The organism is Rhizobium sp. Root708 (assembly GCF_001429725.1).
In the GTDB taxonomy this organism is placed as follows: domain Bacteria; phylum Pseudomonadota; class Alphaproteobacteria; order Rhizobiales; family Rhizobiaceae; genus Rhizobium.
This window is the reverse complement of record NZ_LMHV01000034.1, coordinates 304515-321206: the sequence shown is the minus strand read 5'-3', so window position 1 is coordinate 321206 and position 16692 is coordinate 304515. Positions and strand designations below refer to the sequence as shown.

Genomic DNA, 16692 nt, shown 5'->3' with positions numbered 1-16692 from the left:
TTTCGCATGTCTTCGCATGCGTTGGGCGATCTCCAGAACGGACGTTAGGACGACGTGCCATGCCTAAACAGGTGATGATTGTAGAGGACAACGAGCTCAATATGAAGCTCTTTCGCGACCTCATCGAGGCGTCCGGCTACACGACGATTCAGACACGTAACGGCATGGAAGCCCTTGATCTTGCCCGCAAGTATCGTCCGGACCTTATCCTCATGGACATTCAGCTGCCCGAGGTTTCCGGGCTCGAGGTGACCAAGTGGCTGAAGGAAGATGACGAGTTGCACGTCATCCCGGTCATCGCCGTCACGGCTTTTGCCATGAAGGGCGACGAGGAGCGGATTCGGCAGGGCGGCTGCGAGGCGTATGTCTCCAAGCCGATCTCGGTGCCCAAGTTCATCGAGACCATCAAGACCTACCTGGGTGATGCATAAGGATCGGAAGAGCTGATGACTGCACGCATCCTGGTCGTTGACGACATTCCGGCAAACGTGAAGCTTCTCGAAGCGCGCCTCATCGCCGAATATTTCGACGTGATGACGGCCAGCGATGGCTATCAGGCGCTGGCGATCTGCGAGAAAAACCAGGTCGACCTGATCCTGCTCGATATCATGATGCCGGGAATGGATGGCTTCGAGGTCTGCGAGCGGCTTAAATCCAATCCCAAGACGGCTCACATTCCGGTGGTCATGGTAACGGCACTTGACCAGCCGGCCGACCGCGTGCGCGGGTTGCGAGCCGGCGCCGACGATTTCTTGACGAAGCCCGTCAACGATCTGCAGCTGATCGCTCGAGTGAAAAGTCTCCTGCGTCTCAAGACGCTCAGCGACGAACTGCGCGTTCGCGCCCGCACGGCGCAGACGATGGGGATCGACGAGTTGCTGCGGGCGGAAACACGCGGTGAGGAGGGCGGTCAGATCCTTCTGGTCGACGGTCGCGCCAATTCCCAGGAGCGCATCGTCAGGGCCCTCAAGCCGGTTGCCCACGTGTTTGCCTTGTCGGATGCGCAGGCGGCGATCTTCGAAGCGTCCGAGAATCCATACGATCTCGTCATCGTCAATTCCAACATCGAAGATTACGATCCGCTTCGCCTGTGCTCTCAGTTGCGCTCGCTCGAACGCACCCGCTTTCTGCCGTTGCTGATCATCACGGAGCAGGGCGACGACGAGATGGTGGTGCGTGCCCTGGAGCTTGGGGTCAATGACTACATTGTTCGCCCGGTCGATCCGAACGAACTGGTCGCGCGCAGCCTGACCCAGATGCGCCGCAAGCATTATAACGACCGGCTGCGCGCCAGCGTCCAGCAGACGATCGAACTCGCCATCACGGATCCGCTGACGGGCCTGAACAATCGCCGCTATCTGGACAATCACATCAGCACGCTCTTCAACCGTTCGATGGCACGCGGACGGCCACTCTCGGTGCTTATGGCCGACATCGACCGCTTCAAGCAGATCAACGATACCTACGGCCACGACGCGGGCGACGATGTACTTCGCGAATTCGCCGCCCGGATCCGATCGACCGTTCGGGGTGCCGATCTTGCCTGCCGTTATGGTGGGGAGGAGTTCGTCGTCATTATGCCGGATACCTCTCCGGAAGTCGCTTCCGCGGTCGCCGAGAGGCTGCGTGGCGTCATCGAGGCTGCTCCATTCACGCTGAAATCAAGCGGCAATGAACTGAGCGTCACCGCATCGTTCGGGATATCGACCCGCACATCCGCCATTCTCACGCCCAGCCATCTGATGAAGCAGGCCGATCTGGCTCTTTACGAGGCCAAGAACTCCGGTCGAAATCGCGTCGTAGCGGCGGCCTGATATCGCCGCCGATAAAGGCGTTTGACGGCGATCCACAGAAATATTGAGCTTGGCGTGCGCCCGCACAATGCTGGCGTCTGAAATACAACCAAGTACTGGCCCTTGGTACGGCGTCCGCTTTAATCTTACGGCGCGCCTAGACGGGCCGTTATTGAAAATAAAAATGAGGATTTTTCAGATTTGGCATGACGTTTAGGTTGATGAGCATCATTCCCGTCATGCAAAGCATAATAATACCTTCAGGTAATACTATGCATGTTCTTTCCGCATTTTGCCTTAGTCTATCCGGCAATACGCACGCAGAAGTTATGCAGTTTGTCCCAAAATCGGATTTTTAACCATAAAATCAACCTGAGAGATCTAACCATTAAGAATTTGTTGATTTTCTTTCATTTTCGCGCAAATTATCGGCTCATAAGAGAAAAGCTCCTTTGAGAGCCAGCAGATACCCCATGATGCTCAGGTCCGCCGCATCTCCTGGGTCGTGGGGTCGGTCGGCTGGTATGCAACATCAGCGGTTCCTCGTGCCGCGTTGCCTGCCGGTCGACCCCCTTTCATGAAAGCGCCGTCCTCCCCGTATTTGGGGAGGACGGCGTTTTTGTTTTCGCCCTGTATGGGCGCCTGGTATCTCGGCAAACAAAAAGGCGCGCAGCCAATGGCGCGCGCCTTCTTTGAAGAGAAATCAGATCAAGTGATTACTTGATCTTGGTTTCCTTGAACTCGACGTGCTTCTTAGCAACCGGGTCGTACTTCGTCTTCGTCATCTTGTCAGTCATCGTACGGCTGTTCTTCGTCGTGACGTAGAAGAAACCGGTGTCGGCCGTCGACAGCAGCTTGATCTTGATTGTGGTAGCCTTAGCCATGGTCGTCCTGCCTTTAATAAAATGAAAGCCGTGGCAGGCCGGATGGGCTCCACGGCAAATTCTGGCGCGAAACTACGAATCCAGCCCGAAAAGTCAACCCCGCTTTCCGATGAAAAGCAGCCTTATGGCCGAAAGCAGGGCATAAAGGCCGAAGAATCCGGCGATCGCCCAGGCAAAGCCGTTGTTGCCGGCAACGTCGATGGCTGCCCCGATGACCTGAGGGCCGGCAACGGTGCCGACCGCGTAGCAGAACACGAAGGCGGCATTGGCCGCTGCGAGGTCCGAACCGGTCAGCCGTGAGCCGAGGTGGCTAAGGCCGACGGTATAGAGGCCTGCCACGCAACCACCCCAGAAAAGCAGCACGGTGGCCATCAGGATCCAGCTGTGCACGAGGAACGGCAGCATGAGCGAGCCGATCAGCCCCATGAAAGCCATGGCGGCAAGCAACGGTCGCTTGTCCTTCATGCGGTCGGAGAGAAGGCCGACGGGTATCTGGAAGATGACATTGCCGATTCCCATGACTGTCAGCAGCAGGGCTGCTTGCGATTCGGTGAAGGAAGCGCGCACGGCATAGATCGGAAACAGAGCGAGACCACCTGCCTCGACGGCGCCGAAGATGAAGACCGCAGCCGTCGCGGTCGGGACGAGGAAGACATAGCGCATGAAATGCAGCTCCGGCTTCTCTTCCAGAACAGGGCTCTCGTGACGCGCGATGAATATCGGGATCGCTGCCAGAAGCACCGCCGCAGCCCCGATTGCAAAGGGCAGAACACCATCGCTGCCCAGCAGCGAAAACAGCAGAGGGCCGGCCGCGAAACCGAACGATAACACAGTGGCGTAGATGCCGAGCACGAATCCGCGTTTCGAGGGTGGCGAGGCGGCGTTGATCCAGAACTCGGAAAGGATGAAGAGGGTGGTCGTCGCGCCATGGAATGCGAAGCGCAGCGGGAACCACATCCAGAAATCGCGCGCGTAGTAGAAGCCGAGGGCGCTGAGCGCGGAGATCAGCACTGCCCAGATCATCGTCGGCGCTACGCCGTATCTGTGAGCCAGCTTGGTGGTGATTGGTGCCGCAGCCATGGCAGCAACGCCTGCCATCGCCGTATTGAGGCCGATCAGCGTCGATGGAATGCCGCGCTTCTCAAGGATGATGCTCAGAAGCGGGAGGCCGAGGCCTATCGCGATCCCGACCGCCGAGATCGACGAAACGGCTGCCACCAATGAAGGCCAATGGATTTCCTCGACATCGCCTGGTGTGCCGTTTCGCGGCTGAGACATACACTCATCCTTAAATACTGACTGCAGAAAACCGCATGCCGCTGAAAGCCGCAATTGCGCCAAACTCAAATGACGGCTGAGCTTTACAAGATGAAAGGCGCTGGCGGCAATAACCTGTTTGGTGTCTACGACATTGCATCAAGCAGGACTTACCTTCGCGCGCCACCAGCCATCGCGTTCTCACGCGAGAACGCACGTGGGCTGCTACACGCGAAATGTGTCGTGACGGTGAAGGTCAGGATGCCGGCTTACCTTTGGCGGCCGGGAATCTCGTAGGAATCGTGGTCATCCGTGTGCCCGCCGAAGCCGTGCATCTTCAATGCCCACTGCAAGCCGATGACGCCGCCCTTGATCGGCTGGATGATCAGAAGCGTTGCCAGCAGCGTAAGCGGCGTCCAGATCGCAAAGGTGAGCCAAAGCGGCATTGGCCAAACAAGATCGGTCGCCATGTAGCCGCCGATGATCAGGTGGCCGATGATGACGATCGTGAGGTAAGGCGGCAGGTCGTCCGCCCGATGGTGGTACATTGCCTCTCCACAGACAGCGCAATTGTCCACCGGCTTCAGGAAGCTCTTGAACAGTTTGCCGGTGCCGCAGTTTGGGCAGGTGTTCAGCATGCCGCGTTTGATAGAACGGCCGAGCGGACGTTCCACCTCCTCGCTTGCTCCGTAACGGATTGGCTGGTCGCTGGAAGTGGTCGTCATCGTACGTTTCCTTTCGCGGCGTCCCTACGCGCCTATCGCCGCCCTCTTGGCGGCCTTGTTCCGGCCTGCTTGCGCGCGCGGCTTGCGTCGCGCCGGCCAGCCTTATGGAACGAACGTACAGCTGTGGGCATCTGTCGCCCTTCACTGATCATCTCGAAACGAAGTGCACCGGCGAGCGGAATGGCTTCCGCAAGTTTCACCGTAACGCTATCCCCCAGGCGATATCCGAGGCCGGTTTTCTCGCCAGACAGCGCCTGATGCGCCTCATCATAGATGAAGTAGTCCGTTCCGAGCGTAGATATAGGAATGAAGCCATCCGCTCCATAGTCCGGCAGGGCGACAAATAGTCCCGATTTCGTCACGCCTCCTATGCGCCCTTCGAATTCCTCGCCGACGCGGCCGGCAAGGTGGTGCGCAATCAGGCGATCCACCGTCTCGCGCTCGGCGGCCATGGCGCGGCGCTCGAAGGTCGAGATCTCGGCGGCAATATCGTCGAGTGCGGCTTCTTCGTCCGGTGTGATCCCGCCTTCACCGAAGCCGAGCGATCCGACCAGCGCACGATGCACGATCAGGTCCGCATAACGGCGGATCGGCGAGGTGAAATGAGCGTACTTCATCAGGTTCAGGCCGAAATGCCCGATATTCTCCGGACTGTAGATCGCCTGGCTCTGGGAGCGAAGCACCATCTCGTTGACCATCGTCTGATGCGGCGTGTCGTTCGCCTTGTCGAGGATCATGTTGAAATTGTTGGCACGCATGTTGCCGCCCTTGGGAAGTGATATGCCAAGCGTCGCCAGGAACTCGCGCAGCACTTCCTGCTTGGCGAGCGTCGGGCCGTCATGGATGCGGTAGATCAGCACCTGCCGCTTCTTCTCCAGCGTCTCGGCGGCCGAGACGTTGGCCTGGATCATCATTTCTTCGATCAGCTTGTGCGCGTCGAGGCGCGGTGGCACGACGACGCGATCCACCGTGCCGTCGGGCTTCAGCAGGATCTTGCGCTCCGGCATGTCGAGCTCAAGCGGCTGCCGGCGCCCACGACCGAGCGTCATGATCCGGTAGGCATTCCAGAGCGGCTTCAGGATCGGTTCGAGAAGCGGTCCCGTCTTATCGTCTGGCGTACCGTCGATCGCCGCCTGCGCCTGCTGATAGGAGAGCTTTGCGGCGCTCTTCATCATCACGCGGTGGAAGGTATGGCCGATCTTGCGGCCTTCCTTCGAAAACATCATGCGAACGGCAAGCGCCGGCCGATCCTGACCTTCTCTCAACGAGCAGAGATCGTTCGAGATGCGCTCGGGCAGCATCGGTACGACCCGGTCCGGGAAATAGACCGAGTTGCCCCGCTTCAGCGCTTCGCGATCGAGCGGCGAATTCGGGCGGACGTAATAGGACACGTCGGCGATAGCGACGGTGACGATGACCCCATCCGGATTGTCGGGCGAGGGGTCCGCCTCGGCATAAACTGCGTCGTCATGGTCCTTGGCGTCAGCCGGATCGATGGTGATCAGCGGTACATCGCGCCAATCCTCGCGATGTGACATCGTCGCGGGCTTGGCATCGTCGGCTTCGGCGACCACGGCAGGCGGGAATATGTGAGGAATGCCATGTGCATGGATGGCGATCATCGAGATCGCCTTTTCGGATGCGACCGAACCGACAATCGACAACACCTTGGCGCGTGGCAGGCCGAGGCGGCCGAGACGGGCGACCTCGACTTCGACAAGATCGCCGTCCTTGGCCTCGCCCTTGTACTCGGGGTCGATCACCATTTCCTCGCCACGCCGCTCGATCGGCAACAGACGTCCGGCACCGCCCGGTGCGTCCTTGAAGACGCCGAGCAGCGCGCCGCGACGCTTGTCCAAGATCTTGATGATCCGCGCGGTGTAGGCCGGACCGCCGCGATCGGCAGCCGGAAAGATTTTCGCCAGGATGCGATCGCCCATGCCGGCAACAGGGGCCTTGCCCTTGCCGTTGCGACCTGCCGGCGATGTTGACTGGCGGATGGCGACGGCTGGCGCAACGCCCTGGTCGTCAGGCCATTCCGCCGGACGACCGATCAGTTCGCCATCCTTGTCGCGCGTCGTAATGTCGAGCACGGTGACCGGCGGCAGCGCGCCCGGTCTGATCAGCGACTTGCGCGTCTTCTGGAGCATGCCTTCCTGCTCCAGTTCGCGCAGGAGGTGCTTCAGCTCGACGCGGCTTTCGCCTTTCAGTCCGAAGGCCTTCGCAAGCTCCCGCTTCGACGCTTTCTGCGGATGGTCGGCGATAAATCGCAAAATCACGTCGCGGGAGGGCAGGGCCCCGTGGGCGATGTTCAGCGGTTCGGCTGCGGGTTGCTGGCTGGCGCGTCCGATCTTGCCGGGACGCTTGCCCATGCCCTTCGTTCTTTCCCGCGGGATTTTGCTCACTCTTCGCTCTTCTTCGTCTTTGCCGGCGCCTTGGCTTTGGTCGTCTTCGGCTTGGCGGCGGTCTTCGCCTTGGTTTCAGCCGAGGCGGCTTTCGCCTTCGGCTTTGCCTTGCTCTTCGATGCCGGTGCCTTGCCGGCCTTGGCGGCGATCAGCACCAGCGCTTCCTCGACGGTCAGGGCCTGCGGATCGCTGCCCTTCGGCAGGGTCGCGTTGACCTTGCCCCAGTTCACATAGGGACCATACTTGCCGTCGCGAACGGTGATCGCGCCGCCGTCAGGATGCTCGCCGAGCTCCTTCAGGGCTGCCGCGGCAGTCCGGCCGCGTCCGGCAGGTCCCTTGCTCGCCTTGTCGGCGATCACGGTAACAGCGCGGTTGAGACCGATCGAGAAGACGTCTTCGACGCTTTCGAGGTTGGCGTAGCCGCCGTCGTGCAGCAGGAAGGGTCCATAGCGGCCGATGCCGGAAGAAATCATCTTCCCGCTTTCCGGGTGCTTGCCGATGTCGCGTGGCAACGAGATCAGCGCCATCGCCTTCTCGTAGTCGATATCCTCCGGCTTCCAGCCCTTCGGCAGCGAGGAGCGCTTCGCTTCCTTGCCATCGCCGCGCTGGATGTAGGGGCCAAAGCGGCCCGAACGCAGCGTAAGCTCTTCGCCGGTCACCGGATCGGTGCCGAGGTTCTTTGGCTCATTCAGCGCAACGCCTTCGGCGTCCGAGCCGCCTTCGGACGAAAGCTGGCGCGTATAGTTGCACTCCGGGTAGTTCGAGCAGCCGACGAAAGCGCCGTACTTTCCGAGCTTCAGCGACAGATTGCCGGTGCCGCAGACCTGGCAGATACGAGGGTCGCCGCCATCTTCCCGCTTCGGAAAGACGAGTGGTGCCAAGGAATCGTTCAGGGAGTCGAGAACGTTCGTGACGCGCAGTTCCTTGGTGTCCTCGATCTGGGCAAAGAAGTCCGTCCAGAAATCGCGCAGCACCTGCTTCCAGTTCAGCTCGCCGGCTGAAATCTGGTCGAGCTTTTCTTCGAGGTCGGCCGTGAAATCATATTCGACGTACTTGGTGAAGAAGCTCTCGAGGAAGGCCGTCACCAGCCGGCCCTTGGCCTGCGGAATGAGCTTGCGCTTGTCGATCGTCACGTATTCGCGGTCGCGCAGCGTCGCAAGCGTCGCGGCATAGGTCGACGGACGCCCGATGCCGAGCTCTTCCATCTTCTTGATCAGTGACGCTTCCGAATAGCGCGGCGGCGGTTCGGTGAAATGCTGCGTCGCGTTGATCTTCTGCTTCGCGAGGTTCTCGCGGGCATTGATCTCCGGCAGACGGCCATCCTCGTCGCTGTCGTCGCTCTGCTCGCCGTCTTCCTTCTGATCGGTGTAGGCGGCGATGAAACCGTCGAAGCGAATCACTGAGCCGACGGCGCGCAGGCCGGCCTTCTGGCCGTTGTTGTCCGCGGTAATTTCAGCGGTCGTGCGCTCGATCTCCGCGGAAGCCATCTGGCTCGCGATGCCGCGCTTCCAGATCAGGTCGTAGAGCTTCTGCTGGTCGGCATCCAGGTACTGGCGGACGCGGTCCGGCGAACGATAGAAATCGGTCGGACGGATCGCTTCGTGCGCTTCCTGGGCATTCTTCGCCTTGGTCGAATAGAGGCGTGCCTTCTCCGGCAGGTATCGATCGCCGAACTGATCGACGATCGCACGCCGTGACGCATCGATTGCTTCCGGCGCCATCTGCACGCCGTCGGTACGCATATAGGTGATCAGACCGACGGTCTCGCCGCCGATGTCGAAGCCTTCATAAAGCTTCTGGGCGACCTGCATCGTCCGCGAGGCGGAGAAGCCGAGCTTCGACGAAGCGGCCTGCTGCAATGTGGAGGTTGTGAAGGGTGGTCCCGGGTTGCGCTTGACCGGCTTTGCTTCGACCGTGTCGACAACGTAGGACGCGCCTTCCAGAAGCGCCTTCAGCGAAGAAGCCTCGTCGCCGTTTCCGACCGAGCGCGCCTGCAACCGCTTGCCATTCGCTGCAACCAGCCTTGCTTCGAACTCGTCGCCGCGCGGTGTCTTCAGCAGTGCCGAAATGTTCCAGTATTCTTCGGAGATGAAGCGTTCGATCTCCGATTCGCGGTCGCAGACGAGGCGAAGCGCCACCGACTGCACGCGTCCTGCCGAACGCGCGCCGGGCAGCTTGCGCCACAGCACCGGCGAAAGATTGAAGCCAACAAGGTAATCGAGCGCGCGTCGTGCCAGGTAGGCATCGACCAGCGGCACGTCGATATCGCGTGGCTCCGCCATCGCGTCGAGAACGGCCTTCTTGGTAATGGCGTTGAAGACAACGCGCTTTACCGACTTGCCGTTCAGGACGCGCTTTTTGTTCAGCATATCAAGGACGTGCCAGGAGATGGCTTCCCCCTCGCGATCCGGGTCGGTCGCGAGAATGAGGCCGTCGGAGGACTTAACCGCGTCGGCGATGTCCTTCATACGCTTTGCCGAGGCCCCATCGACCTCCCAAAGCATCTCGAAATCCTGATCGGGCAAAACCGATCCGTCCTTGGCAGGCAGATCGCGCACGTGTCCGAAGGAGGCGAGCACCTTATATCCGGGTCCCAGATACTTGTTGATCGTCTTTGCCTTCGAAGGCGATTCCACCACTACAACATTCATGATGATTCTCTAAAAAAGTGCCGCTCGGCTTCTTGGCTGATTGAAAAGCCTGCCGCGTTATGCTTGCCGGTCCTTCGACATGGACAGGTAAATCGTTCCGGTCAAGTGGTTTGCATGCATTTTTACCTATTACAACGCGATACAACCAAAAGAAGATATATCGCGTGTTGCAATTTCTGATTGTTGCGTTATCGTTTTTTGCGTGTGGTTCGGGCTGCCTATGACAGCCTTCTCAATCCGGGAATGAGTCTGGCCATGGCGGCTAATTACGCAAAAAGAGATGCTAACAGATCCGGCTCCCGCGAGAACATCGCTTTCATCCGCCAGATGCTGGCTGAGTTGCGCAAGGTAGCGGAAAAGGAAAAGGCCGACATGCTTTGCTATCTGATCGAGATGGCATACGTCGAGGCTGGTGATCTCCACGCCCGCATGTAGGAATTCACGGGTCCATTGCAAGGGAAACGAGCCCACCGGCATGCCGGTGCAGCCGTCCGGCAAGATCAAGCTCCAGCAATACAAGATAGACTGCAGAGGCCGTCAGCTCCGTATGGCGAATGATATCGTCGATCTCGGTTGGCGTCGGACCGAGCGCATCGACAATCCGCGCGCGGTCGGAATCATCAGGGGGCAGCAACGAGAAGCGCGACTCCTGTTCAGGCTCCTCCGCGAGCGGAGGAGAAAACAGATCGTACTGCGATAGGGGAGCGAGGGCTTGAACGACGTCATGCGGCGTCGTGACGATGAGGGCGCCATCCTTCAGGAGCTCATTGGTCCCTTGGCTTCGCGGGTCCAGCGGCGAACCCGGCACCGCGAAGACCAGTCGCCCGAACTCCCCGGCAAGGCGCGCGGTGATCAATGAACCGGACCGGGTTGCCGCCTCGACGACGACCACGCCGAGGGAGGCGCCGGCAATCAGCCTGTTTCGTCGCGGAAAATCCCGGGCTCGCGGCTCCCATCCGAACGGCATCTCGCTGATCGCCAGCCCGTTGCCGTTCCAGATTTCTTCCAGTAGGGCCGCGTTTTCCGGCGGATAGGGCTTGTCCAGGCCGCCGGCCATCGCAGCGATCGTACCGGTTTCCAGGCTGGCGCGATGCGCCGCGGTGTCGATGCCGCGGGCAAGTCCCGACAGGACGGTATAGCCTGATTGTCCGCAATGACGCGCAACCATCGCGGCGAATTTCGCGCCGCTGATCGAAGCGTTCCGCGAACCGACGATACCGACACCCGGCCGAATCGCAGCCGAAAGATTTCCCTTGGCCGCAAGGAGAGGCGGGGCCCCGTCGATATGCCGGAGCGTCTGCGGGTATTCCGGCTCTCCGATGCCGACGAACCGCGCGCCGAAGCGCTCGGCGGTCTCAAGCTCGCGATGGGCTTCGCTCTCGGTCGCTATGCGGATGGAGCGCGTCGCCCCGCCGCGTGCCGAGAGTTCGGGCAGGGCGGCAAGCGCCGTCTCCGCCGATCCGAAGTGATTGATGAGGTCGCGAAAGGTTGCCGGCCCGACATTGTCGGAGCGGATAAGACGCAGCCACGCGATGCGTTGGCGTTCCGTCAGCGCAATTCCCTTTGGCCTTGCGCTGTGAGCGTCCATTCTATCCCTTCGCCCCGATCTTGCTTTCCGTCCCGCTTATCAGGCGGGAGATGTTGGCCTTGTGCTTCCAGTAGGAAATGACCGTCATGATCGCCATGACAGCTGCAACCTTCTCGGCGCCTAGTATCCACAATGCAACCGGAATGACAAGCATTGCAACCAGCGCGGAAAGCGACGAGTAACGGGTCGTGAAAGCGACCGCCAACCAGACCACGGCGAACGCCAGAACCATGATCGGAGCAACGCCAAGCAGCGTCCCGATGTAGGTGGCGACGCCCTTGCCGCCCTTGAAGCCGATCCAGACCGGGAAGAGGTGGCCGATGAAGGCGAAGAAGCCTGCGATCAGGGCCGCCTCGTCACCCAGGAAATAGCCGACGATCCAGGCTGCGGCCGATGCCTTCAGCGCATCGAGAAGGAGCGTTGCGGCCGCAAGCTTCTTGTTGCCGGTTCTAAGCACGTTGGTCGCGCCGATGTTGCCGGATCCGATGCTGCGCACATCGCCAAGCCCTGCCGCCTTTGTCAGGACCAGCCCGAAAGGAATGGAGCCAAGCAGGTATCCGATGGCGGCCGCCGCAAGCGCGATCGGCAGCGTGATCTGCCAAGTCATGAGATCCGAGACCATGTTCCCTCCGGCGGTCTTTTTATATTGTATGCACGCAGCGTCCGGCGACGTAGGTCGCTACAGCGCGTCCGCTGAAGCGCGCGTCTTCGAACGGCGTGTTCTTCGAGCGGGAAAGAAGCATGTCCTTCGAGACAAGCCAAGGGTCGTCGAGATCGATCAGCGTGATATCTGCCTTCGCGCCCGGCTTCAGCGTGCCGGCATCAAGGCCGAAGATCTGCGCCGGCCGCGTCGACATGGCATCGATCAGCCGCATCAGACTGACCTGGCCGCTGTGATGCAGGCGTAGCGCCGCTGCGAGCATCGTTTCAAGCCCCACCGCGCCATCGGCCGCTTCACCGAACGGCAGGCGTTTCGTATCGACATCCTGCGGATCGTGCGAGGAGACGATGATGTCGATCGCACCGCGCGCCAGCGCATCCACCATTGCCACGCGATCGTCTTCGGAGCGCAGCGGTGGATAGAGCTTGAAGAAGGTCCGGTACTCGCCGATGTCGTTCTCGTTCAGCGAAAGATTGTTGATCGAGATGCCGCAGGTAACGCGGGCATCGCGGCTGCGTGCAAGCTCGATCGCTTCGACCGATTCCGGAACTGAGATCATCGCGGCGTGATAGTTGCCGCGCGTCAGCTTGGCGATACGCAGGTCGCGTTCGAGTGGGATAAGCTCCGCTTCCTTCGGGATGCCGCCGAGACCGAGCCAGCTCGCAAACAGTCCCTCATGCATGACGCCGGTGGCGCCCAGATATTTGTCGCGCGTCTCGCAGGAGATCACCGCGCCGAATTCGCGCGCATACGTCATCACGCGTCGCAGGACCTGCGTGTCATGAATGCTCGAGCGGCCGTCGGTAAACGCGACGGCGCCGGCCTCCATCAACAGGCCGATCTCGGTCATTTCCTCACCGGCGAGATGCTTGGTGATCGCCGCCGCCGGATAGACGTTGACCAGCGCCTTGTCCTTCGCCGTCTTCTTGACGAACTCGACAAGCGCGATGTCGTCGATGACGGGATCGGTGTCCGGCATCATGATGATCGACGTCACGCCGCCGGCCGCTGCGGCACGGCTCGCCGAGGCAATGGTTTCGCGATGTTCGGCACCCGGTTCGCCGATATGAACACGCGCATCCACCAGGCCAGGTGTGGCAACGAGGCCGGTGCAATCACGCACCTCGGCTCCATCGGGCGCTCCGTGGTTCTGCGCGTCCGCGCCGGCCGCAACGATCACGCCATCGTTGACGACAATCGTGCCTACTTCATCGAGATTGCGCGAGGGATCGACGATGCGAACGTTCTTGAGGACGATCGAGTTCTTCATGCGCCGGCTCCTTCGGTGCGGGGACCCTGGTTCTGCGAGACCAGCAGCGTCTCCATCACGGCCATGCGCACGGCGACCCCCATTTCCACCTGTTCGGCAATCACGCTCTGCGGCCCGTCCGCGACCTCGGAGGAGATTTCAACGCCACGATTCATCGGGCCGGGATGCATGACGAGCGCATCGTCCTTCGCTGCCTTCAGCGTCTCCGCGTCGAGCCCATAGAAGTGATAGTATTCGCGCACCGAAGGCACGAAGGCGCCGGACATGCGCTCGCGCTGCAGGCGCAGCATCATCACCACATCGGCGTCCTTCAGCCCTTCCTTCATGGAATGGAAGACCTCGACGCCCATGTCGGCGATGCCGGCAGGCAACAGTGTCGCGGGCGCCACGACGCGAACCCGCGCGCCCATGGCGTTGAGCAGCAGGATGTTGGAGCGCGCCACGCGCGAATGCAGCACGTCACCGCAGATCGCGACGATGATCCGCGACAGCTTGCCCTTGGCGCGGCGGATCGTCAGCGCGTCGAGCAGCGCCTGCGTCGGATGCTCGTGCTGACCGTCGCCGGCGTTGACCACCGAGCAGGAAACCTTCTGCGCGAGCAGGGCGGCGGCACCGGCGCTGGAATGGCGGATCACGAGCACATCGGGCCGCATCGCGTTCAGCGTCATCGCCGTATCGATCAGGGTCTCGCCCTTCTTCACCGAAGAATTGCCGACCGACATGTTCATCACGTCGGCGCCGAGGCGTTTGCCGGCGAGCTCGAAGGAGGCCTGCGTGCGCGTCGATGCCTCGAAAAAGAGATTGATCTGGGTCAGGCCGCGAAGGGTCGACGTCTTCTTTTCTCTCTGCCGGCTGATCTTGACGGCCTCGTCGGCCTTGTCGAGGAGAAAGGTGATATCCTGCTCTGTGAGCCCTTTGATACCGATGAGGTGGCGGTGGGGAAAGAAGACCATGAACCTGCCTCTAGCTGTCGTCTGCGGGGTCTATAAAGAGTGAGCCGGGCGGCGGCAAGCTTGTGCTGTGGGCAAAGGCCCGTCTCCCCCTGCAATTTTGCTCGTTTTCAACTATTGCAGAGGAGAGGGAAATTATAACTTCCGGTTTCCCTTTGCCTGCCTCTTGCACTAGAAGCGACTCATGACGCCCGCCGAAGAAAAACTTGCCGAACTGAACCAGCCGAGCCTGTGGTCCGGCATCAATGCCTATAGGTCCGATCCGCTGATCGTCGACCTGACCGGCACGTTGCCGCGCGGCATCCGCGACGACCTCGACAACATGGGCCGGTACGTGACCTCTCCGGAGGCGCAGGAGCTGGCACGCATGGCGAATCAGGGCGTGCCGCAACTGCGCACGCATGGTCCGCGCGGCGAGCGGCTGGATGTCGTCGAGTTCCACCCGGCTTGGCACGCGCTGATGCGCCGTTCGATGTCGTCGGGGCTGCATTCTTCTGTCTGGGATCCGCAGGCGGACCCCGAGGCGAAGGACCAGGCGCACAAGGTCAGGGCAGCGCGCTTCTATCTGACGGCGCAGCTGGAATCCGGCCATCTTTGCCCACTGACGATGACGAGCGCCTCCGTCGCCGCACTTTCGGCTTCGCCGGCCGTGCAGAAGGACTGGGCGCCGAAGATCCTCTCCCGCAAATACGATTCCACCAACAAGCCTGCCATGCAGAAGTCCGCGGTGACGATCGGCATGGGCATGACCGAGAAGCAAGGCGGCACCGATGTCCGCGCCAACACGACGGCAGCCGAGAAGGTCAGCGAAGGCATATACCGCCTGTCAGGGCACAAGTGGTTCATGTCGGCGCCGATGAGCGACGCGTTCGTAATGCTGGCGCAGACGAAGGATGGAATGGGCTGCTTCCTCGTTCCACGCCTTCTCGAAGACGGGTCGGCGAACGGCCTGCACTTCCAGCGCCTGAAGGACAAGGTCGGCAATCGCTCCAACGCATCGGCCGAGGTCGAGTTCAACGATACCTTCGGCTTCCTGCTCGGCACGCCCGATGGCGGCATCCGCACAATTCTCGACATGGTGACATTGACGCGGCTCGACTGCGCGCTGGCCTCCTCGGGCATCATGCGCGCTTCGCTGGCCGAAGCCGTGCATCATACCCGTGGGCGTGGCGTTTTCGGCAAGATGCTGGTCAGCCAGCCGATCATGACGCGGGTGCTGGCCGATATGGCGCTCGATGTGGCAGCCGCGACGGCATTGTCCTTCCGGCTTGCCGATGCCTTCGACCGGGCGCGCGGCAGTGCCGAAGAGGCAGCCTATGCCCGTGTGATGACGCCGGTTGCCAAATACTGGTGCTGCAAGATCGCACCGGCGCTGATCTACGAGGCGATGGAATGCATCGGCGGCAGTGGCTACATCGAGGAGCGCCCGATCGCTCGTCACTATCGCGAAGCACCTGTCAACGCGATCTGGGAAGGCTCGGGCAATGTCATGGCACTCGACGTGCTGCGCATCCTGAACCGCGGCAAGGATCTGTTCGAGACGGTATTTGCCGGGCTCGCACGTGATCTCGGACCGGCCGGCAAGAAGACCATCGATGTGCTGCGCGCCGCCATGGCGCTTTGCGAGCGGGACGAGGGTGCGGCACGCCTGCTGGTCGAACAGCTGGCGCTCGCCGCCGGTGCCGCCGAACTTTATCGCCTGGGGGCAGGGCGGATCGCCGATGCCTTCATCGAAACCCGCCTTGCGGGCGGCTGGCGCTCGACTTACGGCATGCTGGATTCGCGCTTCGACGCCAGCTACATCGTCGATCTTCTCTATCCGCCGGCAAGCTGATGACCGTGCTGCGTCCCGTCCGCGCCGACGATCTTGAACAGATCTATCGAATCTCGCTGGTGACGGGCGATGCCGGCAGCGATGCGACCGGATTGCATCGCGACGGCAAGTTGATCGGGCACATCTATTCCGCACCTTATGTGATGCTGAGCCCCGAAACCGCCTTCGTGGCGGAGGACGCCGAAGGCGTCGCCGGATACATCGTCGGTGTATTCGATACGGTTGCCTTCGACGAGCAGCTCGAGCGCGACTGGTGGCCGGCACTTCGCGACACCTATACCGATCCGCAGGGCGATCCCGAGAGCTGGGATGCGGACCAGAAGCGTATTGCCGCGATTCATCATCCGTCCCACGCACCTGCCGGGCTTGTCGAAGCCTTTCCCGCCCATATCCATATGAACCTGCTGCCGCGTTTGCAGGGGCAGGGGATGGGCACCAGGCTTCTGGACATGTGGTTCACGACTGCCCGAAAGGCCGGCGCGAAAGCAGTCCATCTCGGCGCCAACGCCGGTAATCACGGTGCGCTGCGGTTCTGGAGTTCCCGCGGCTTCAGCCGACAGGGCCCGCCTCTGGTCGAGGCCTCCGACCGTACGGTGTGGTTCGGCCAGCGACTCTAGGGTCCTGTGGCAGCAGAATGTCGCCGCCCGGTGACAGCTTTGAAATTGTTGCCGTCC

Annotated in this window: 14 protein-coding genes; 5 read left to right on the top strand and 9 right to left on the bottom strand. The window is 61.2% G+C overall.

What is annotated here, in order from left to right:
• The first annotated feature begins 59 nt into the window (after positions 1 to 59).
• On the top strand, positions 60 to 431 hold the full coding sequence (locus tag ASE04_RS18590) for a response regulator (RefSeq protein ID WP_010065708.1): 372 nt from the start codon (positions 60 to 62) through the stop codon (positions 429 to 431).
• A gap of 15 nt (positions 432 to 446) precedes the next feature.
• Positions 447 to 1814: a PleD family two-component system response regulator gene (locus tag ASE04_RS18585; protein ID WP_056820151.1), complete on the top strand. Its 1368-nt coding sequence runs from the start codon at positions 447 to 449 to the stop codon at positions 1812 to 1814.
• A 695-nt stretch (positions 1815 to 2509) separates the two neighbouring features.
• Here ASE04_RS18585 and rpmG read toward each other — a convergent pair.
• From rpmG to topA, 5 genes are all read right to left on the bottom strand, one after another.
• On the bottom strand, positions 2510 to 2677 hold the full coding sequence (rpmG, locus tag ASE04_RS18580; protein ID WP_003547442.1) for a 50S ribosomal protein L33: 168 nt from the start codon (positions 2675 to 2677) through the stop codon (positions 2510 to 2512).
• A 93-nt stretch (positions 2678 to 2770) separates the two neighbouring features.
• Positions 2771 to 3955 (bottom strand): MFS transporter, encoded by a 1185-nt coding sequence (locus ASE04_RS18575; RefSeq protein WP_056820148.1) that lies wholly within the window; start codon positions 3953 to 3955, stop codon positions 2771 to 2773.
• A gap of 248 nt (positions 3956 to 4203) precedes the next feature.
• Positions 4204 to 4659, bottom strand: a complete 456-nt coding sequence (locus ASE04_RS18570; RefSeq protein WP_056820145.1) for a DUF983 domain-containing protein — start codon at positions 4657 to 4659, stop codon at positions 4204 to 4206.
• A gap of 32 nt (positions 4660 to 4691) precedes the next feature.
• Complete coding sequence (gene rnr, locus ASE04_RS18565) at positions 4692 to 7064, bottom strand: ribonuclease R (RefSeq protein WP_056820142.1); 2373 nt, start codon at positions 7062 to 7064, stop codon at positions 4692 to 4694.
• Complete coding sequence (topA, locus tag ASE04_RS18560; protein ID WP_056820139.1) at positions 7061 to 9715, bottom strand: type I DNA topoisomerase; 2655 nt, start codon at positions 9713 to 9715, stop codon at positions 7061 to 7063. Before topA ends, rnr begins: the two co-directional genes overlap by 4 nt.
• 255 nt (positions 9716 to 9970) lie before the next feature.
• On the opposite strand from topA, the gene ASE04_RS18555 reads away from it, so the two are divergent.
• On the top strand, positions 9971 to 10150 hold the full coding sequence (locus ASE04_RS18555) for a hypothetical protein (protein WP_056820136.1): 180 nt from the start codon (positions 9971 to 9973) through the stop codon (positions 10148 to 10150).
• 4 nt (positions 10151 to 10154) lie between these two features.
• On the opposite strand, the gene dprA is transcribed toward ASE04_RS18555, so the two are convergent.
• The 4 genes from dprA to ASE04_RS18535 are packed head-to-tail and all read right to left on the bottom strand — an operon-like array spanning position 10155 to position 14187.
• Positions 10155 to 11303, bottom strand: a complete 1149-nt coding sequence (gene dprA, locus ASE04_RS18550; RefSeq protein WP_056820133.1) for a DNA-processing protein DprA — start codon at positions 11301 to 11303, stop codon at positions 10155 to 10157.
• Between the two features lies 1 nt (position 11304).
• Positions 11305 to 11925, bottom strand: coding sequence for a glycerol-3-phosphate 1-O-acyltransferase PlsY (gene plsY, locus ASE04_RS18545; RefSeq protein WP_056820131.1), 621 nt, complete (start codon positions 11923 to 11925; stop codon positions 11305 to 11307).
• Between the two features lie 19 nt (positions 11926 to 11944).
• On the bottom strand, positions 11945 to 13234 hold the full coding sequence (locus ASE04_RS18540) for a dihydroorotase (protein WP_056820128.1): 1290 nt from the start codon (positions 13232 to 13234) through the stop codon (positions 11945 to 11947).
• Complete coding sequence (locus ASE04_RS18535) at positions 13231 to 14187, bottom strand: aspartate carbamoyltransferase catalytic subunit (protein ID WP_056820125.1); 957 nt, start codon at positions 14185 to 14187, stop codon at positions 13231 to 13233. Before ASE04_RS18535 ends, ASE04_RS18540 begins: the two co-directional genes overlap by 4 nt.
• A 181-nt stretch (positions 14188 to 14368) precedes the next feature.
• Here ASE04_RS18535 and ASE04_RS18530 point away from each other — a divergent pair, with 181 nt between their 5' ends.
• Positions 14369 to 16018, top strand: coding sequence for an acyl-CoA dehydrogenase family protein (locus ASE04_RS18530; protein ID WP_056820122.1), 1650 nt, complete (start codon positions 14369 to 14371; stop codon positions 16016 to 16018).
• Positions 16018 to 16635: a GNAT family N-acetyltransferase gene (locus ASE04_RS18525; RefSeq protein WP_056820120.1), complete on the top strand. Its 618-nt coding sequence runs from the start codon at positions 16018 to 16020 to the stop codon at positions 16633 to 16635. Before ASE04_RS18530 ends, ASE04_RS18525 begins: the two co-directional genes overlap by 1 nt.
• Positions 16636 to 16692 lie beyond the last annotated feature (57 nt).